The organism is Porphyrobacter sp. THAI-01a (assembly GCF_056868655.1).
The window spans coordinates 1,882,849-1,902,146 of sequence record NZ_CP180579.1; the positions used below are offsets into that span (position 1 = coordinate 1,882,849).

Genomic DNA, 19,298 nt, shown 5'->3' on the forward strand with positions numbered 1-19,298 from the left:
GTTCCTGAAGGTCTATTCGGCAGCGACGCTGGCGGCTTCGTGGCGCTCGGCCTCGAGGCGCTTCAGCGCGGCGGCGTAATCGCGCGGCATCACCTTGACGAACTTGCCCAGCGCCGCGTCCCAGTCGGCCAGCAGCTCGCCCGCGAGCTTGCTGCCCGTGTGGAGCTGGTGACGCTCGACCAGGATGCGCAGCCGCTCGGCATCGTGGCGCAGCATGTCGCCCATGCCGAAATCGGTGACCGAGCGCGGACGCTGGGCCGGGCGGCCCGTTCCCTCATCGGCATCCGGTGCGGCCGAAACCGGCAGCAGATCGACCTGCGCGTGGTTGACGAGGTCCGTGAAGCGCCCTTCCGGATCGTAGACATAGGCGACCCCGCCGCTCATGCCGGCCGCGAAGTTGCGCCCAGTCTTGCCGAGCACGACGACGACACCGCCGGTCATGTATTCGCAGCCGTGGTCCCCGGTGCCCTCGACCACCGCAATGGCGCCCGAGTTGCGCACCGCGAAGCGCTCGCCCGCGACGCCGTTGAAATAGGCCTCGCCCGCGATCGCGCCGTAGAGCACGGTGTTGCCGACGATGATGTTCTCCTGCGCCGCGCGCGGGGCCTCGGCAGGCTGGCGCACGATGATGCGCCCGCCCGAGAGCCCCTTGCCGACATAGTCGTTGGCATCGCCGACGAGATCGAGCGTCACGCCGTGGGCGAGCCATGCGCCGAAGCTCTGGCCGGCGACGCCCGTGAGGTTGATGCGGATCGTGTCGGTCGGCAGGCCCTCGTGCCCGTGCGCCTTGGCAACCTCGCCCGAAAGCATTGCGCCGACCGTGCGGTTGACGTTACGCACCGCGTATTCGAGCTGCACCGGCTGCTTTGTCTCGATCGCGCTGCGGCAATCGGCGATCAGCTTGTTGTCCAGCGCGCCTTCGAGCCCGTGGTCCTGCACCCCGATCTGGCGCAGCGAGGCGCCTTCCTTGACCGGCACCTGGTGGAGGATGCGGGAAAGGTCGATGCCCCGCGCCTTCCAGTGGCGCTCCATCCGGCGGGTGTCGAGCCGGTCGACCCTCCCCACCATCTCGGCCACGGTGCGGAAGCCCAGCTCGGCCATGATCTGACGCAGTTCCTCGGCGACGAAGAACATGTAGTTCACCACGTGCTCGGGCTGGCCGGTGAAGCGCGCGCGCAGAACCGGGTCCTGCGTGGCGACGCCGACGGGGCAGGTGTTGAGGTGGCACTTCCTCATCATGATGCACCCGGCCGCGATCAGCGGGGCGGTGGCAAAGCCGAACTCGTCCGCGCCGAGCAGCGCGCCGATGGCGACGTCGCGGCCGGTGCGCAGGCCGCCGTCGACCTGCACCGCGATCCGCTCGCGCAGATCGTTGAGCAGGAGCGTCTGCTGGGTCTCGGCAAGGCCGATCTCCCAGGGGCTGCCCGCATGGGTCAGCGAGGTCAGCGGCGAGGCGCCCGTGCCCCCGTCATAGCCCGCGATGGTCACATGGTCCGCACGCGCCTTGGAGACGCCCGCCGCGACCGTGCCGACGCCCACTTCCGACACCAGCTTGACCGAGATCCGCGCGACCGGGTTCACGTTCTTGAGGTCGTGAATGAGTTGCGCGAGGTCCTCGATCGAATAGATGTCGTGGTGCGGCGGCGGCGAGATCAGGCCCACGCCCGGAGTCGAGTGGCGCACCGCGCCGATGCGCTTGTCGACCTTGTGCCCCGGCAACTGCCCGCCCTCGCCCGGCTTCGCACCCTGCGCCATCTTGATCTGGATGTCGTCGGAATTGACGAGGTATTCGGTGGTGACGCCGAAGCGGCCCGAAGCAACCTGCTTGATCCGGCTGCGCATCGAATCCCCGTTGGCAAGCGGCTTGAAGCGGAACGGCTCCTCCCCGCCCTCGCCCGTGTTCGAGCGCCCGCCGATGCGGTTCATCGCGATCGCCATGGTCGAATGCGCCTCGTGGCTGATCGAGCCGAGGCTCATCGCGCCGGTCGAGAACCGCTTCACGATCTCGGAGGCGGGTTCCACCTCCTCGAGCGGGATCGGCTGGTCGGCCTTCTTGAATTCGAGCAACCCGCGGATCGTCAGCAGCCTTTCGGACTGCTCGTTGATCGACTTCGCGAATTCCTCGTAGTTCTTCGGATCATTGCCGCGCACCGCGTGCTGCAACTGGGCGACGTTCTGCGGCGTCCAGGCGTGCTCCTCTCCGCGCAGACGGTACTGGTAGATGCCGCCGACATCGAGCATCCCGTCATAGAGCGGGTTGTCGCCGTAAGCCTGCGCATGGCGGCGCAGCGCCTCCTCGGCGACCTCGGCGAGACCGATGCCCTCGATGGTGGTGGCGGTGCCGGTGAAATACTTCTCGACGAAGGCGGAGGACAGCCCCACCGCATCGAAGATCTGCGCGCCGCAATAGGACTGGTACGTCGAGATGCCCATCTTGGACATAACCTTGCGGATGCCCTTGCCTACGCCCTTGATGAAGTTCGCCTGCACCTTGGCGGCAGGCAGATCGGGGTGGCGCTTGGCGCGCAGGGTCTCGATGGTCTCCAGCGCGAGATAGGGGTTGATCGCCTCCGCGCCGTAGCCCGCGAGCACGCAGAAATGGTGCACCTCGCGCGCCTCGCCGGTCTCGACGACGAGGCCGGTCTGCATCCGCAGGCCCTGCCGGACGAGGTGGTGATGCACCGCCGCGGTCGCGAGCAGCGCGGGCATGGGCACGCGGCCCTCGCTCTGCCCGCGGTCGGACAGGACGAGGATATTGTGATCCTGAAGCACCGCCTCGGTCGCGGCCCAGCACGTCTCCTTCAACGCCATTTCAAGGCCTTCGGCGCCGCTCTTGACATCCCATGTGATGTCGATGGTGGCGCAGCGGAACGCGCCGTCGAGCGCCTCCTCGACCGAGCGGATCTTGGCGAGATCCTCGTTGGTGAGGATCGGCTGGTCGACCTCGAGGCGCTTGTGCGTCCCCGCATCGCGGCCGAGCAGGTTCGGGCGCGGGCCGATCATGCTGGTGAGGCTCATCACCAGCTCCTCGCGGATCGGGTCGATCGGCGGGTTCGTCACCTGCGCGAAGTTCTGCTTGAAATAGTCGTAGAGCAGCCGCGCGCGGTTGCTGAGCACCGCGATCGGCGTGTCGGTGCCCATCGAGCCGACCGGATCGTCGCCCTCCACCGCCATCGGCTCGAGGAAGCGCGAGACGTCCTCCTGCGTGTAGCCGAAGGCCTGCTGGCGCTGGAGCAGGGTCGATTCCTCCGCCGGAATCGCGGCAAGCTCGGGCACGATGTCGGTGATGTCCGACAGCTTGTACTGCGCCTGGTGCAGCCACTCGGCATAGGGCTCGGCATTGGCGAGATCGGCCTTGAGCTCGTCATCCTCGATGATGCGACCCTGTTCCAGATCGATCAGCAGCATCTTGCCCGGCTGGAGACGCCACTTGCGGACGATGTCCTCCTCGCGGAACGGCAACACGCCGCTTTCGGAGGCGAGGCAGACGATGTCGTCCTTGGTCACGCAGAAGCGCGCCGGACGCAGCCCGTTGCGGTCGAGCGTCGCGCCGATCTGGCGCCCGTCGGTGAAGCAAACCGAGGCCGGGCCGTCCCACGGCTCCATCAGCGCGGCGTGATATTCGTAGAAGGCGCGCCGTGCCGGGTCCATCAGCGCATTGCCGGCCCAGGCTTCCGGGATCAGCATCATCATCGCATGGGCGAGGGAATATCCGCCCGCGATCAGCAGTTCGAGGGCGTTGTCGAGGCACGCGGTGTCCGATTGCCCGTGCGGGATGATCGGCCACATCTTGTCGAGGTCCGGCCCGAGCAGCTCGCTCTCCATCGTGCGGCGGCGGGCGTTCATCCAGTTGACGTTGCCGCGCACCGTGTTGATCTCGCCGTTGTGGGCGATGAAGCGGAACGGGTGGGCGAGGCGCCAGCTCGGGAAGGTGTTGGTCGAGAAGCGCTGGTGGACCAGCCCCAGCGCCGAGACGCAGGCCGGATCGCGCAGGTCGTCGTAGAAGCTGCCCACCTGTGTCGCCAGCAGCAGCCCCTTGTAGACCAGCGTGCGGGTCGAGAGGCTCGGGATGTAGGTCTCGGTCACGCCCGGCAGGCCGTGCTTTTCGGCGAGCTGGGCGAGCGGGTTCTGGACCTGCTTGCGGATGGTCAGCAGCTTCCTCTCGAAGGCGTCCTGATCGGGGCAGTTCGCGCCTCGCCCGATCACCGCCATCTCGATCACCGGCATCGAGGCGATCACCGCCTTGCCAAGCCCGTCCATCGTGGTCGGCACCTCGCGCCAGCCGATGAAACGCTGGCCCTCCTTGGCGGTGAAGGCCTCCATCCGCTCCTTGACGAAGACGCGCGCCGCCTCGTCCTGCGGCAGGAAGCACATGCCCACGGCATATTCGCCCGGCTGCGGCAGATCGTGGCCCTCGCCTTCCGCCCAGCGGCGAATCAGCGGGTCGGGAATCTGGATGAGAATCCCCGCCCCGTCGCCCAGCAGCGGATCGGCACCCACCGCGCCGCGATGGTCGAGCTTCTCGAGGATCTCCAGCGCCTGCGCGATGATCGCGTGGCTTTTCTCTCCCTTGATATGCGCAACCATGCCGACGCCGCAGGCGTCATGTTCGTTGGCGGGGTCGTAGAGACCCTGGGAGGAAGGGTATCCCATGCATCAAGTCCGTTCTGTCAGATGCCGACAGGCGCGCACCCCGGCCATGATCGCTCATGCAGGGGAACACGCCTTGGGCAGGTCGCACGGGCCTGCCGGAGCCTTGGCTCAGGATCCGGCCGGGTCCGTTTTCGCGGCCCTCATGCCGACAGGAAGCGGGTTTGGCAATGGCTTTGCGCGAAGTTTTATTTCTCGCAGACCTATTCAGACTATCACTTGATTGCGCACCCTGCACCGGCGGCGGGCGTCGGTTGCAGCTTTTGCGCCCCCGGAGACGTTCAGGCAACGCCGCGGCGGGTCTGAAGCTGGGCGAGAGCGGCGCGCAGCGGCGCATCGCGGCCGGCCGCCTCCCCCTCGGTGGCCGCGCCGCCGCTCAGGGCGGCAAGCGCCTTGAGCGCCTCGGCCAGCGCCGCCTCGCGCGCGGCGATGTCGGCGCCGCCCAGCACCCGGGCCGGCGGGGTTTCGCGATGTTCGTGGAGCGCGGCGGCGAAGCGTTCGACCATCTCGGCAAGGCTGAGCTCGCTCGGCGGGACGGCGCGCAGACGGGCGAGCGCGGCGGTGCCCGGCTCGGGCGGCGGCGGCGGGACCGCGCGGCGCAATTCGGTCACCGGGGCGGCGGGTGCAACGGTCTCAGGGGCGGGTTCAGCGGCGGGTTCGGCCTCACCGGGCTCCTCGACCCACACCGCATCGCGGCCCGGGAGCTGGGCGAATTCCGCAAGGTCAAGCTCGCGCGGGGCAGGCGCCGCCTCCAGATCGGCCTCGGCCTCCTCGCGGGTTTCTTCCTCCTCGATGGCCGCGTCGCGCCAGGCGGGGGTGGCAAAGGGCATGGTCTCGATCGGATCGTCGATGCTCCGCGTGCCCAGATCGCGCAGGGGATCGATCGGCCGCACGCGGCGGGCGGCGGCCTCGATGATGGTTTGCGGACTGGCATGGCGGCGGAAACCGCCCGACTTGAGAACGGCAGCGACGAAAACGATCGTGCCGAGCAGCATTCCGCTGAGACCTGCGAGCACCGGCTGGACGGGGATGTTCCACAGTCCGATCAGCGAGCCGCGGGTGGCATCGGCGACCAGCGCGGGCGGCAGCACCATCACCGGCAGACCGCCGAGCAGCGCGCCCCACAGGCCGAGCAACGGGGCAAAGGCGGGATGCGCGCTCAGAGGAACCTTGTTGCGGGCCTTCGCCTTGCGGCGCGTGCCCTTGTTCCTGCGCCCCTGTTTCCCCGGCTTCATGCGTCTGTCACCCCGTGCTTGCGGCGAGGCGCAACGCGCCCCCGCGGTCGTCTCCGGCTAGCAACAGATGGTAAACAGAGAGATAATCGCGCGCATTGAGCGCCCAGTCGTGGCGCTCCCGCACATGGGCGAGCGCGCGGTCCTTGATCGCCTCCCACTCGACGCGGCCCCCCAGAAGCCCTGCGAGCGCCGCGGCGCAGGCCGCCGGGTCGTCGGGCCCGAAGAGCGTGCCGGTGATCCCGTCGGCGATCAGTTCGCGGTGCCCTCCCACGCCCGAGGCGGCGACGAGGCGCCGCTGGGCCATCGCCTCGAGCGGCTTCAGCGGCGTGACGAGGTCGGTCAGGCGCTGGGCCTTTCTCGGATAGGCGAGCACGTCGACCAGGGAGTAGTAGCGTTCGACCGCGCTGTGCGGCACGCGGCCGGCGAAGATCACCGCTTCCGGCTCCGGCAAGGCGGCTGCCGCGGCGCGCCAGGCGGCGTCCATCGGCCCCGCACCGACCAGCAACAACCGCGCATCGGGATGCGTACGGCGCAGCAACGGCATGGCGGCGATGAGGTCGTCGACGCCCTCGTAGGCGTAGAAGCTGCCGATATAGCCGATCACCGGCGCTTGGCGGTCGATGCCCAGTTCTGCCGCCAGCGCCGCATCGCGGGGCGGCGGGTCGCCGAACAGGGTCAGGTCGACGCCATTGGGCATCACGCGGATGCGGTCGGCAGGGATGCCGCGCGCGGCGAGATCGTCCTTCAATCCGTGGCAGATCGTGAACAGCGCGTCGGCGCTGCGCGCCACGCGGGTCTCGAGCGCGCGGGTCAGGCGATACTTGAGATTGCCCTCGGTGCCCGAGAGGTTGCCGACCGCGGCATCCTCCCAGAAGGCCCGGATCTCGTAGACGAAAGGCACCCCGAGCGCCCGCGCGGCCCGCTCGGCGGCGGCGCCGCACAGGGCGGGCGAATGGGCGTGGATGATGTCGGGCCGCCATTCGTCGGCCAGCGCGATGATCGCCGAAGCCAGCGCCTCGATCTCGCCCAGTTCGCGCAGGGCCGGCGGGCCGGAGGGCGTGCCGGGGGTGCGGTGGAAGACCAGCCCGTCGGCCTCCTCCCGCGCGCCCGTCACCGCCGCCTCGAGATTGTGCCGCTGCCCGGTGATCCCGCGCACCTCCAGCCCGTGACCCTGCTGCGCCTTCAGGATCGCACGGGTGCGGAAGGTGTAGCCGCTGTGGAGCGGCAGCGAGTGATCGAGGACGTGGAGAACGCGGGTCATGGCGCAGGGCCCTATCGCAGGCGTGCTTAACGCGCCGTCAACTGCCCACCTGTAAACGGAGCCATTGCCCCGCACCGGAACGGCTGGACCATGATCGATTACCTCGCGCTCGCTCTCGGACATGGCCTTCTGGCCATCGCCCTGCTGCGGCTGGTGCTGCGGGCGGACCTCGATGCCGATCCGCTGATCGGCGATATTACCGAGACGACGACCAGCAACCGCAAGGCCGCAAGCCCCTCGGGCCGCAACGCCGCGCGCCGCGAGAAGACCGGAACTTCGCAAAACTCCGAGCCGGATGACCCTCCCCGCGCTCAAGCAGCGCAGCGGTAGCGCGACAAAGATGCTCGACCTCGTCTTCCTCGCCTTCATCGGCTACGTTCTGGTGCTCGGTCTCAAGCGCCCGTTCCTGTGGGTGCTGCTCTATGTCTATATCGACATCCTCGCGCCGCAGCGGATCGGCTATTCGCTGATCACCAGCCTGCCGGTCTCGCTGATCGCCTTTGCCGCGGCCTTCGGCGGCTGGGTCGCGCTCGACCGCAAGGAAGGCGCGCGCTTCTCCCTCAGGCAGGGGCTGCTGCTGCTGCTGCTGGTCTACTGCTTCTGGACGACCGGCAACGCCGATTTCCCGGAGGACGCGCAGACCAAGTGGGAATGGGTTTGGAAGGCGCTGCTGTTCGCGATCTTCCTGCCCTTCACCCTCACCACCCGCGCGCGGATCGAGGCGCTGGCGCTGGTGCTGGTGCTGTCGGTCGCGACCATCGTGATCGGGACGGGAATGAAGACCGTGCTGGGCGGCGGGGGCTACGAGAACCTCAAGTTCTTCGTCAACGACAACTCGGGGATTTACGAGAGCTCGACCCTCGCCACGGTCGCGATCGGGCTGATCCCGATGATCTGGTGGTTCACCCGCCACGGAACGGTGTTCCGCCCGCACTGGATGGTGACCGCCTTCGCGGCGGCGCTGACCTTCGCCTGCCTGCTCGTCCCCATCGGCACCGAGGCGCGCACGGGCCTACTCTGCATCGCCGCGCTGGCCGGGCTGATGCTGCGCTACACCAAACGGCGCTTCCTGTTCATCGCCGGCGCGGGCCTGCTGGGTCTGGCCGCCCTGCCCTTCCTCCCCCAGTCCTATTACGAGCGCATGGCGACCCTCGGCCAGCCGAGCGGCGACGAGAGCGCCTCCACCCGCGTGGCGGTGTGGAAGTGGACGCTCGATTACGTCGCCGAGAAGCCCTTCGGCGGCGGGTTCGATTCCTACCGCGGCAACCGCTTCACCTATGTCATGCCGGTCAAGCAGACCGAAGGGAACACCACCACCGTCACCTACCAGCCGGTGGTCGACGAGGGCCGCGCCTTCCATTCCTCGTTCTTCGAGATGCTCGGCGAACAGGGCTGGCCGGGGCTGTTCATCTGGCTCGCGCTTCATGCGGTGGGGCTGTGGCAGATGGAACGCATCCAGCGCCGCTGGAAGGGCGTGGAGGACGAGGCGGAACGCTGGATCGCGCCCTTCGCGGCGGCCTTGCAGATGGGGGCGCTGATCTATCTTGTGGGCGCGACCTTCCAGGGGATCGCCCACCAGCCGGTGATGCTGATGCTGGTCGGCCTCCAGACGGGCCTTGCGAGCTATTGCGCGCGGATCGATTCGGCGCGCTCGGCGCTCGCGCGCAGCGCCTCGAGGAAGGCGGCGGCCGCTGGCAAGGTGCGCGGTGCCGTAGCGGCATAGCCCCTGCCTCTTTTGGGGGCGTTGCGCTCCCCCTTGTGTTGCGCCATGAAGCCCGCGCAACAGCGGCCCCGCTCCGGATCGGGCGGCGGCACGGACACAAGGAGGAGCCCCGATGAACGCACAGGATTTGGCCGCCAAGGTCGGCGAAACGATCGGCACCAGCGAATGGGTGGAGATGAGCCAGGAGCGCATCAACCAGTTCGCCGAGGCGACCGGTGACCACCAGTTCATCCACGTCAACGAAGAGATGGCGAAGATGACCCCCTTCGGCGGCACCATCGCCCACGGCTTCCTGACCTTGTCGATGATCCCCTATCTCGGCGCGCAGGGCGGTGCCCCGCGGGTCGACGGCGTGAAGATGGGCGTCAACTACGGCGGCAACAAGACCCGCTTCATCGCCCCCGTGCGCGCCGGCAAGCGCATCCGCGGGCACTGGAAGCTGGTCGAGATGGTCGAAAAGCGCCCCGGCCAGTGGCAGCAAACCTGCGAGATCACCATCGAGATCGAAGGCGAGGAAAAGCCCGCCCTGATCTGCGAGTGGATCACGCAGTTCTTCGTGTGATCGCGGCCGTGCGGGCCCTTGCCCCGCGCCGCCCGGCATGACCTGTCCCCCCGCCGCGCCGGCGGGGGACACCTCTCTCAAAAGGAATATCATCATGGCACGTGACGCCGTCATCGTCTCCACCGCCCGCACGCCGATCGGGCGCGCCTACAAGGGCGCCTTCAACGCCACCCCCGGCGCCACGCTCGGCGCGCTCAGCCTCGCCCCCGCGATCGAACGCGCCGGGATCGAGGCCGGCCAGATCGACGACGTGGTGTGGGGCGCGGTCCTCACCCAGGGCACCCAGGCCGGCAATATCGGCCGCCAAGTCGCCCTGCGCGCCGGCTGCCCGGTGACCGTCTCGGCCCAGACCATCGACCGCCAGTGCTCCTCGGGCCTGATGGCGATCGCGACGGCGGCCAAGCAGATCATCGTCGACAACATGGACATCGTCGTCGGCGGCGGTCAGGACTCGATCTCGATGGTGCAGACCCCCGAGATGCGCGTCTCGCCGGACCGCTCGCTGATCGCGATGCACAAGGACGTCTACATGCCGATGCTCGGCACCGCCGAGACCGTGGCCAAGCGCTATAACATCAGCCGCGAGGCGCAGGACGAATACGCCCTCCAGTCGCAGCAGCGCACCGCGCAGGCGCAGGCCGAAGGGCGCTTCGACGCGGAGATCGTCACCGTCACCGCGACCATGAACGTGGTCGACAAGGAGACGAAGGAAGTCTCGCAGAAGGAAGTCACTCTTTCGAAGGACGAGGGCAACCGTCCCGAGACCACCCTCGAAGGCCTCCAGAGCCTCCAGCCGGTGATGGGCCCGGGCATGAACATCACCGCCGGCAACGCCTCGCAGCTGTCCGACGGTTCCTCGGCCGCGGTGCTGATGGAAGCGAAGCTTGCCGAACAGCGCGGGCTCCAGCCGCTCGGCCGCTATGTCGGCATGGCGGTCGCGGGCACCGAGCCTGACGAGATGGGCATCGGCCCGGTCTTCGCGATCCCGAAGCTGCTCAAGCAGACCGGCCTCAAGATGGACGACATCGGGTTGTGGGAACTGAACGAGGCCTTCGCGGTGCAGGTGCTCTACTGCCGCGACCAGCTCGGCATCCCCAATGACATCCTGAACGTCAGCGGCGGCTCGATCTCGATCGGCCACCCCTACGGCATGACCGGCGCGCGCTGCACCGGCCACGCGCTGATCGAGGGCAAGCGCCGCGGCGCCAAGTATGTCGTCGTCACCATGTGCGTCGGCGGCGGCATGGGTGCGGCCGGTCTCTTCGAGGTCTTCTAAACGGAACTTTTCATCCGCGTCGGCGCTAGCGCCTGTCCCATTCAAAGGAGACAGGCATGGCGACCGACGCGGAGATCCGTTCGAAGTTCTGGAAGGCGCTCAAGAGCGACATGACGATGTTCCTCGGCATGGCCGAGGGCGAGGACGGCCACGCCCGTCCGATGACCGCGCAGCTCGATGACGAGCTTTACAGGGATGGCGAATACCACGGCCCGCTGTGGTTCTTCACCGCCACCGACAACAACCTCTACCAGATGATCCAGCAGGCCGGGACCGGCGGCGGGCAGCCCCGTGCGATGGCGCATTTCGCCTCCAAGGGGCACGATGTCTGGGCAACGCTCCACGGCGGCCTGTCCACCACCCGCGACCGCGCCACCATCGACCGGCTCTGGAACCGCTTCGTCGCGGCCTGGTACGAGGGCAAGGACGATCCGAAGATAGCGCTGATCCGCCTCGATCCCGAGGATGCCGAGATCTGGATCGACGCCTCCTCGCTGGTCGCGGGGATCAAGATGCTGATCGGCATCGATCCCAAGCAGGACTACAAGGACAAGGTCGCCGAGGTGAAGCTCTAGCCGCGCGCGGGCGGGAGGCTCATTCCCGCCCCGTCATCCCCCTGAGGCCGAGCGGCGCATAGTCGCCGATGGCGAGCTGCTCGAAGACGCCCAGCCCGCTCTCGTCCCCCGGCCCCTCGACCCGGCAGAGCATCTGCACGTGGAGATTGTCGGGCCGCGCGGGGTCGATGGCGGCGAGAACGATGGTCTCGCGCTCCACCTCCAGCAGCCCGTGATCGAGCCCGTGGCCCCACTTCGGCGAGGTGTAGCCCAGACCACGCATCTGGAACCGCGACAGCGGGGTGAGCCGGAAGGTCTCCCCGTCCGCCTGCAATTCGCCCGATGCCGGCCAGCGGGTGCCGTCTTCGAGCCGCGTCGTCATCACCGGCGCGTGATCGTCGCGGAACGCCTCCGCCCCGGCCCCGTCGGGCGCGATCACCGCGCGGGTGTTCCACGGGGTGCCGTCGGCATGGGCGTTGAGATGGAAGAACAGGCTCCGCCCCGGCAGGTTGACCGGGGTCCACTGCCAGAAGAACTGCGGGACGGTTTTCCCGGCGAACTGCGGATCGGCCGCGCCGATGGGCCGCACGCCCCAGCTGCGGTCGCGGGTGCCGGTGCTACCTTCAGGCAAGGCCTCGCGCACCCCGTCGACCTCGATCCAGCCCTCGTAATGCCCGTTCTGGGTGAGCCTTGTGTAGTCCATCACCGTGCGCGGCCCCACGCGCCAGGTGAAGCGCGGCTCCTCGATGGGGAAGGCGCGGCCTGTGAAGGTGAGATCGGCGGCGATCCCTTCCCCCTCCACCACCACCCGCAGTCGCTGGAGCGGCTCCAGCACCTCGATCCGGACCGGCCCGCAGGACAGATCCATGCGCTCCATGCCGAGCCGGCGGCTGGCGTGGAGGCAATGCTGCACCCCGTCCCTGACCACGCAGAAATGTGCGTCGGCAACATCGAGATGCGGATAGACCCCGAAGGCCACCGCGAAGAAGCTGCTGCCGTCGGGCGCATAGCCGTTGAAGAAATAGCGGTCGTAGAAATTGCGGTCGGTGCCGGAATAGGCGACCGGATCGGGGGTCTGGTGGATCGGGTAATCGTCGCCGCGGGTCAGGACCATCGCGTCATCCCTTTCGCTTGAGAAGGTCGAGGCTGCCGTGCTGGCGGGCGAGCGCGCAGGCGCCGCGCGCCATCGACAGGAAGTTGGCGTCGCCCCGCTCGGTGCGCACCACGAAGGCGCTGCTGAACACGGCGGTCGAGACCCCGTGGAGCGCGCCGAGGACGTAGTCGTCCCAGATCGCCTCGCGGGTCAGGGGCACGCCGCGCGCGGTCATGGCGGTGCAGTAGAGATCGAGCAACTCGCCCTCGGCCTCGCGGCGCAGCGCATCGCCAATCCCGCAGCCGAGGAAATAGCCGATATCGGTGAGGCCGTTGCCGATGGTCAGCGTCTGCCAGTCGAGCACCGCGATGGGCTCCGCCCCGCCCCTGATATCGAACAGCACGTTATCGAGCCGGAAATCGCCGTGGACGAGGCTGACCTTCTCGGTGTGGCGATCAGTGGCAGCGGTGATCTCCGCCAGTTCCTCGCACAGCGCCATGTATTCGGGTTCGAGCGCGTCCGCATAGCGTTCGCGGAAGATCGCCTGCGCCTGGGGGTAGAGCGCCTTCACCTGCGCATTGGCGGCGGGATTGGGCTGGAGCCAGTCGAGGTCGAGGATATCGGGATTCTGCCAGCTAGGCGCATGGAGCGCCGCGCCCTGTTCGACCACGAGCCGCGCCTCGGCGAGCGAGCATCCGGCCAGCTGGTTGCCGCCGCGTGCCGGACCGAGGTCCTCGAACAGCAGGACGAAGCTTGCACCGTCTCCGGCGATTTCGGCGCACAGTACGCGCGGGGTGCGAACCGCCAGCCCGGGAGCGATGTCGCGGTAGAAGCGCACTTCCTTGGCATAGAGCCCGAGCATCGCGGCGGTCGCGCGGCTGGTGGGATCGGCGGCGGCAAACTTGCCCGCGAGCGTGACCGTCTCCGCACCGAAACGCAGGGTGAAGCGCACCGAATCGCCGACCTGCCCGGTGCCGATCGGCTCCCAGCGCCAGGCATCCGGCACGCGGCCGAGAACCGCCTGCCACCAGTCATCGGTGATTGCATCCGGATGCGCCGGAAATCCGTCCATTCGTCCCTCTCCCGCCGGGAGGGTAGCAGCGCGGCGCGGGCGGGCAACGGGCTTGTTGCAAAGGCGCAGAATCGACAGGGGGAAGCAGGCGCCGCCCCGCCCTTCACGAGCGGGGCGGCGGCCGGAAGATCAGCGCAAGGACACGACGTTGTCGGTCGCCTCGCGCACGCGGGTGCCGTTGAACAGGCTCATCATCGGCTCGTCCTGCACGGTCACAGCGACCGCGTTGCCGTAGCCGTTGAAGCCGGTCTTCATCGCCGCGCCGTAAGCCCCGAGCATCCCGATCTCGATGTAGTCACCGGCCTGGATGTCGGCGGGCAGCGCGAAGGGGCCCTTCATGTAGTCGGCATCGTCGCAGGTCGGCCCGTAGAAGGCGAAGTCCTCGTCCTCCTCGATCAGGTCGTCCTCGAGCGCGCGCACCGGAAAGCGCCACGCGACGTGGGCGGCATCGTAGAGGGCGCCGTAGGCACCGTCGTTGATGTAGAGCTCCTCGCCGCGGCGCTTGTTCACCTGGACGATCATCGAGGAATACTCGGCCGACAGCGCGCGGCCGGGTTCGCACCACAGCTCGGCGTTGTAGGCGATCGGCAGGCTCTCGAAGTGCTTGGCGATGATCGCGAAGTAATCCTCCATCGGCGGCGGCTCGAGCCCCGGATAGGCGCTCGGGAAGCCCCCGCCGACATCGATCATGTCGATCACGACCGATGCCTCGGCAATCGCCGCACGGGTGCGGTCGAGGGCCTGGACGAAGGCGAAGGGGGTCATCGCCTGGCTGCCGACGTGGAAGCACACGCCCAGCCAGTCGCAATGCTGGCGGGCCTGCTGGAGCAGCTGGGGCGCTTCGATGAGGTCGCAGCCGAACTTCGACGCGAGGCTCAGCTCGGAATACTCCGAAGACACGCGCAACCGCACGCACAGGCGCAGGTCACGGGGGGCCTCGCCGGTCGCGGGATCGGTGCAGGCGGCGATGATCTTCTCCAGCTCCTCGAAGGTGTCGAGGCTGAAGGTGCGCACGCCGTGCTCGAAATAGGCCTCGCGGATCGCCTGCGGGGTCTTCACCGGATGCATGAAGCACAGCACCGCTTCCGGCAGGATGCCGCGCACCAGCCGCACCTCGGTGATCGAGGCGACGTCGAAATGGGTGATCCCCGAATCCCACAGCACCTGGATGAGGTCGGGTGCCGGGTTCGCCTTCACCGCATAGAGCACCTTGCCCGGAAACTTCTCGACGAAGAAACGGGCGGCGCGCCGCGCGGCGTGCGGGCGGTTGAGGATGACGGGTTCGTCCGGACGAAGGTCGCGGACTACAGCCTTTGCGTCGGGATAGATGTGCAACTCAAGGGACCCCCAAAACGGCTCTGTTGAACCATAAAACGACAAGCTGCCTTGCGGTTTGGAAGTCCCCTTGGGGCAGCGGAAGCGCGCAGATAGGGCTTGGGGGGGGAAATGCAATCGAAAAATGCACCCCGCCGGGACGAAATGTTACTTTACGAAGACACCCCCGGAAACACGACCGGATTGTGACGGAAAAGCCTGGATTTTTCCCGCGTCAGAAGGCGACTTTCGGGGTCTGGTCGACCCGGCCCTGCTCGCTCGCGTCGAGGCGGTGGAAGTCCGCCTCGGCGAATCCGAGCAGTCCGGCAAAGAGCACCGCGGGGAAGGATTCGCGCGCGGCATTGAAGCGCGCGACCGCGGCGTTGAGCGCGCGGCGGGCGGCGGCCAGCTTGTCCTCGACATCGGCGAGTTCGTGCTGGAGCGACTGGAAGTTCGCCGAGGCCTTGAGATCGGGATAGGCCTCGCCCAGCGCCAGCAGATTGTCGAGCGCGCCGCGAAGCTGCGCCTCGCTCCCGGCGGAGGGGGCCCCAGCAGCCGCAGCATTGCGCGCCGCGATCACCGCCTCGAGCGTCGCGGATTCGTGCCCCGCATAGCCCTTCACGGTCTCGACGAGGTTGGGGATCAGATCGTGGCGCTGGCGCAGCTGTGCGTCGATGTCGGCCACGCCCTGCCGCACGCCCTGCCTAAGGCGCACCAGCTTGTTGTAGATGCCGATCAGCAGCAGCACCACCGCCACCGCGATAACCACGATTGCCGAAGTCCAGAACCAGCCGAAAATCTCGATCACGACGCGTGTCTCCATTGCCAAGGCCGCACAGGATAAAGCACAAATGTTAAGAGAGACACGCTAGGTTGGACGAAATGACGGGGACGGCGCAAACGGACATCGACACGCTCATGGCCGGCGGGCTGGAAGACTGGCTCGCCGGACAGGGGGCGATGCGCGCCGAGGCGAAGGAGAAGGCGACAAGCCGCTGGGTCTGGAGCGCGGCGATCCTGATGCCGGTGCTCGCCTTCGTGTGGTTCAGCCCCGCGGCCAAGACCGCCCTCGCCCCGCTGCTCACGATCGGAGGTATCGGAGGGGCTGCGTGGTGGGGCTATGTGCCGATCGCCGCGGCCAAGCAGGCGATCAAGATCGGCATCAATTCCGCGATCGCCGCGGCCTATGGCCTCGCCTACGAGCACGAGGTCACCCCCGGCCCCGAATTCGCCGCGGCGCGCACCTTCGGGCTGGTCCCCGGCTTCGACCGCTCGACCTTCGAGGATCGCTGGCACGGCACGCTCGAGGGCCATGCCTTCGAACTCTACGAATGCCATCTCGAGGAGCGGCGCGGATCGGGCAAGCACCAGCGCTGGGTGACGGTGTTCCGCGGCCCGCTGATCCGCATGGCCTTCGGCCGCCCCTTCCGCTCCACCACCCTGCTCGAACGCGCGGGCAAGCACCGCAAGTGGCTCGGGCTCGGCGGGATGAGCGATCATGTCGCGATGGGGGGCAAGCGGCTCGAGCGCGTCGACCAGGTGCACCCGGCCTTCGGCGAGACCTTCGCGCTCTTTTCCGACGATCAGGTCGAGGCGCGGGTGCTGGTCCACCCCGCCTATGTCGAGCACCTGCTGCGTCTCGAGAGCGCCTTCGGCGCACGCGAGCTGCGGGCGCTGTTCGCGGGCGGCGAGGTGATCGTCGCGCTCGAGGCGGACGACCTGTTCGAGAGCGGCGGGATGGACGAGGGCAAGGACCGCGAGAAGGCGGAGCGCGCCGCGCGCCAGTTCGGGGCGCTGGCGGGTCTGGCGCTGGCGATCAACCAGAACGAGCGCGGGCGCGTGCTGCGCGCCGACCCGCAACCGGCGGGCAGGCTCTAGACGCCGGGCGCGGGCCTTTCGGGCTCGCCTGCCGCGATCGGGTAGACCTCCGCGACGATCGCCAGCATCACGTTCACGTTCTCGCGGATATTGGCCATCGTCACCCCGTGATCGAGCACGACATAGCGGGTGAAGCCCAGCGTCCTGCGCTCGAAATCGGCCCAGGTGTTGATCGCGGCCTGTTCGAGATTGGCCTTGGCGAGGCTCTCGAAGGTGGTGGTCGCGGGCAGATCGAAGCGCACCTGCATCATCACGCCCTGGCAGCCGCTCACCCCGTTGACCTCGCAGGCGGTACCGTAGAGGAGATAGGTAACGCCGTCGGCATCCTCGGCGGCGATAAAGACCTCGCCCGCCTCGCCCTCTTCCTTGACCTGATGGCCGAGCGAGCCGACCAGCGCGAGCAGATCGGCCTGGCCGACCGATTTCACCACCCGTCCGGCCGCATAGTCCTGCGCCGCAAGCGGCGTTGCGGCGAACACCGCTGCAGCGACAGCCCCGATAATCCTCATGCGTCTCCCCCTTGCGCCCACCCGCGGGCCCTGCGCCTCAGCTCAGCCGATCCCGGAAATCCTCGTAGTCGAAGCGCTTGATGCAGTCGAGCGCGTCGGTCTCTGAGTCCCACATCCAGATGCTCGGCAGCGCGACGCCGTTGAAGGTGTTGGTCTTGACCATCGAGTAATGCGCCTGGTCGAGAAAGGCGAAACGCGCGCCGGGTTCGGCGGCGACCGGCAGGCGGTAATCGCCGATCACGTCGCCCGCGAGGCACGAAGGCCCGCCGAGGCGGATCGGGATCAGGTCGGGATCGGTCAGCTCGCCCAGCATCGCCGGGCGATAGGGCGCCTCCAGCACATCGGGCATGTGGCAGGTTGCCGAGATATCGGTGATGCCGACGGGCATCTCGTTGAAATGGGTGTCGAGCAGCGTGCCGACCAGAATCCCGGCATCGAGCGCCACCGCCTCGCCGGGTTCGAGGATGATCTGGCAGCCGGTGTCTTCGGCCGCATCCTTGAGGAACTCGACCAGTTCCTCGCGCTGGTAATCGGCCCGCGTGATGTGATGGCCGCCGCCCATGTTGATCCACTTGAGCTGGTCGAAATACGGCTCGATCACGTCGAACACGCGGTCCCAGGTGGCCTTCAGCGGCTCGAAATCCTGTTCGCACAGGTTGTGGAAGTGGATGCCCTCGACGCCCTCCATGTGCTCCTCGGTGAGCTGGTCGAGCGGGAAGCCGAGCCGCGATCCGGGCGCCGAGGGGTCGTATTTCGCGACCTCGCCGGTGGGCACCTGCGGATTGATGCGCAGGCCCACGCTGACGGGCGCGCCATTGGCTGCGGCCTGTTCGAGGATCAGCCGGGCGCGTGCAAGCTGGTAGGGCGAGTTGAAGATCACGTGATCCGAAAGCCGGCAGATCTCCTCCAGCTCCTCGGGCTTGAAGGCGGCGGAGTATGTGGCGATCTCGCCGTCGTAGAACTCCGAGGCGAGGCGCGCTTCCCACAGGCCCGAGGTCGACACGCCGTCGAGATATTCGCCGATGATGGGCGCCGCCGACCACATGCTGAACGCCTTCAATGCGGCGAACACGCGAATGTCGCCCCCGTCCGCCGCCGCCGCATCGCGCACAGCGGCCAGCGTCCGGCAATTGGCGCGCAGCTTCGCGGCATCGACCACGAAGGCGGGGCTGTCGACGCGCGACAGATCGAAATGGGCAAAGGCGCCCGGATCACCGGCCTTGGTCTGCATGGCTATTTGTCCGACTTGCTGGGGAGAGAGAAACGCACCACGCGGCCGCCGGCCACGTCGGTGACGTAGATATGACCGTCCGGCCCTATCGCAAGGTCGTGACCGAGGCTTGCATCCTTGCCGGGCAGGCTGATGTCGTGGCTGGCTTCGATCGTGCCGTCCTCGGCATAGAGGCGGATCACCGCGCCCTTGCGGTCGGCCCCGTCGCGCCCCTCGACCGCGAGCAGCCGCCCTCCGGCGAGCGGCTTGAGGCTGTAGGTGTGGTTGCCCGCCGCCGAGACGCGGCTTTCGACCAGCTTTCCGCCATGGTCGAAGATCTGGATGCGCGCATTCTCGCGGTCGGCGACGTAGATGCGGGTGTCGTCCACGGCGACGGCGTGGGCGATGTCGAACGCGCCCCAGTCGCGGATGAACGGTCCTTCGGGCGAGAACTCGGCGATGCGGGTGTTGACGTAGCCATCCGCGACCAGCACGCGGCCGGGCAAGAAGGCGACGTCGGCAGGGCGGCCGAAATGGCCCGCGTCCTGACGGGTGACGCCCCTCTCGCCAAGCGTGAGTTCCAATTGGCCTTCGGGGCTGAAGCGGAACACCTGTTCATGCGCGACATCGGTGATCCAGACCTTGCCCTCGGGGTCGATCGAGATGCCGTGCGGCATGACGAACAGCCCCGCGCCCCACTTGGCGAGCAGGGTGCCGTCGGGCGCGAACTTGAACACGGTGGGGTCGGCGATCGGCTCGACGGGGAACGGCTCCTCCCACTTGCGCCCGGCGCGGTGAAGCACCCAGACATTGCCTTGCGCATCGATATCGACCGCGCTGACCTCCCCGAATGTCGCGCCCGCCGGGATCGTCGGCCAGCCGGTGTCGACCGCCAGCGTGGGCACATCCTGGGACGGCGGCGCGAAAGCATCACAGGCCGCAAGCGCAATAACGGCTGCTG

Annotated in this window: 16 protein-coding genes; 6 read left to right on the forward strand and 10 right to left on the reverse strand. The window is 68.0% G+C overall.

The genetic code is table 11. The annotated features are described in order from the left end of the window. Window positions 1-12: 12 nt before the first annotated feature. From gltB to ACMX37_RS09160, 3 genes are all read right to left on the reverse strand, one after another. Window positions 13-4,653, reverse strand: coding sequence for a glutamate synthase large subunit (gltB, locus tag ACMX37_RS09150; protein ID WP_483145631.1), 4,641 nt, complete (start codon window positions 4,651-4,653; stop codon window positions 13-15). Between the two features lie 278 nt (window positions 4,654-4,931). Continuing rightward, entirely contained in the window at window positions 4,932-5,885 is a 954-nt protein-coding gene (locus ACMX37_RS09155) for a hypothetical protein (protein ID WP_483145632.1), read from the reverse strand. 7 nt (window positions 5,886-5,892) lie between these two features. Next, window positions 5,893-7,146 (reverse strand): TIGR04063 family PEP-CTERM/XrtA system glycosyltransferase, encoded by a 1,254-nt coding sequence (locus ACMX37_RS09160; RefSeq protein ID WP_483145633.1) that lies wholly within the window; start codon window positions 7,144-7,146, stop codon window positions 5,893-5,895. A 90-nt stretch (window positions 7,147-7,236) separates the two neighbouring features. Here ACMX37_RS09160 and ACMX37_RS09165 point away from each other — a divergent pair, with 90 nt between their 5' ends. The 5 genes from ACMX37_RS09165 (at window position 7,237) to ACMX37_RS09185 (ending at window position 11,282) form a co-directional block, all read left to right on the forward strand. Continuing rightward, on the forward strand, window positions 7,237-7,476 hold the full coding sequence (locus ACMX37_RS09165) for a hypothetical protein (protein WP_483145634.1): 240 nt from the start codon (window positions 7,237-7,239) through the stop codon (window positions 7,474-7,476). Between the two features lie 10 nt (window positions 7,477-7,486). Further along, window positions 7,487-8,869, forward strand: a complete 1,383-nt coding sequence (locus tag ACMX37_RS09170) for a DUF5935 domain-containing protein (RefSeq protein ID WP_483148389.1) — start codon at window positions 7,487-7,489, stop codon at window positions 8,867-8,869. Window positions 8,870-8,981: 112 nt separating this feature from the next. After that, complete coding sequence (locus ACMX37_RS09175) at window positions 8,982-9,431, forward strand: MaoC family dehydratase (protein ID WP_483145635.1); 450 nt, start codon at window positions 8,982-8,984, stop codon at window positions 9,429-9,431. Between the two features lie 94 nt (window positions 9,432-9,525). Continuing rightward, window positions 9,526-10,707 (forward strand): acetyl-CoA C-acyltransferase, encoded by a 1,182-nt coding sequence (locus tag ACMX37_RS09180; protein ID WP_483145636.1) that lies wholly within the window; start codon window positions 9,526-9,528, stop codon window positions 10,705-10,707. A gap of 56 nt (window positions 10,708-10,763) precedes the next feature. Then, window positions 10,764-11,282: a pyridoxamine 5'-phosphate oxidase family protein gene (locus ACMX37_RS09185; protein WP_483145637.1), complete on the forward strand. Its 519-nt coding sequence runs from the start codon at window positions 10,764-10,766 to the stop codon at window positions 11,280-11,282. 19 nt (window positions 11,283-11,301) lie between these two features. Here ACMX37_RS09185 and ACMX37_RS09190 read toward each other — a convergent pair whose 3' ends face one another. From ACMX37_RS09190 to ACMX37_RS09205, 4 genes are all read right to left on the reverse strand, one after another. Continuing rightward, window positions 11,302-12,375, reverse strand: coding sequence for an Rv3169 family protein (locus ACMX37_RS09190; protein WP_483145638.1), 1,074 nt, complete (start codon window positions 12,373-12,375; stop codon window positions 11,302-11,304). A 4-nt stretch (window positions 12,376-12,379) separates the two neighbouring features. Further along, window positions 12,380-13,426 carry a phosphotransferase family protein gene (locus ACMX37_RS09195; protein ID WP_483145639.1) on the reverse strand — a complete coding sequence of 349 codons (1,047 nt, stop codon included), beginning with the start codon at window positions 13,424-13,426 and terminating at the stop codon, window positions 12,380-12,382. A 129-nt stretch (window positions 13,427-13,555) separates the two neighbouring features. Then, window positions 13,556-14,761, reverse strand: coding sequence for a type III PLP-dependent enzyme domain-containing protein (locus tag ACMX37_RS09200; RefSeq protein ID WP_483145640.1), 1,206 nt, complete (start codon window positions 14,759-14,761; stop codon window positions 13,556-13,558). Between the two features lie 214 nt (window positions 14,762-14,975). Continuing rightward, window positions 14,976-15,563: a LemA family protein gene (locus tag ACMX37_RS09205; protein WP_483145641.1), complete on the reverse strand. Its 588-nt coding sequence runs from the start codon at window positions 15,561-15,563 to the stop codon at window positions 14,976-14,978. Window positions 15,564-15,622: 59 nt separating this feature from the next. Here ACMX37_RS09205 and ACMX37_RS09210 point away from each other — a divergent pair, with 59 nt between their 5' ends. Continuing rightward, the gene (locus tag ACMX37_RS09210; protein ID WP_483145642.1) at window positions 15,623-16,618 is read left to right on the forward strand and encodes a DUF3137 domain-containing protein; all 996 of its coding nucleotides are present in this window, start codon (window positions 15,623-15,625) and stop codon (window positions 16,616-16,618) included. On the opposite strand, the gene ACMX37_RS09215 is transcribed toward ACMX37_RS09210, so the two are convergent. The 3 genes from ACMX37_RS09215 to ACMX37_RS09225 are packed head-to-tail and all read right to left on the reverse strand — an operon-like array spanning window position 16,615 to window position 19,242. Beyond that, window positions 16,615-17,127: a type III secretion system chaperone family protein gene (locus ACMX37_RS09215; RefSeq protein ID WP_483145643.1), complete on the reverse strand. Its 513-nt coding sequence runs from the start codon at window positions 17,125-17,127 to the stop codon at window positions 16,615-16,617. The genes ACMX37_RS09210 and ACMX37_RS09215 overlap by 4 nt on opposite strands. A gap of 37 nt (window positions 17,128-17,164) precedes the next feature. Then, window positions 17,165-18,358, reverse strand: a complete 1,194-nt coding sequence (locus ACMX37_RS09220) for a carboxynorspermidine decarboxylase (RefSeq protein ID WP_483145644.1) — start codon at window positions 18,356-18,358, stop codon at window positions 17,165-17,167. Between the two features lie 2 nt (window positions 18,359-18,360). Further along, window positions 18,361-19,242, reverse strand: a complete 882-nt coding sequence (locus ACMX37_RS09225; RefSeq protein ID WP_483145645.1) for a peptidyl-alpha-hydroxyglycine alpha-amidating lyase family protein — start codon at window positions 19,240-19,242, stop codon at window positions 18,361-18,363. Window positions 19,243-19,298 lie beyond the last annotated feature (56 nt).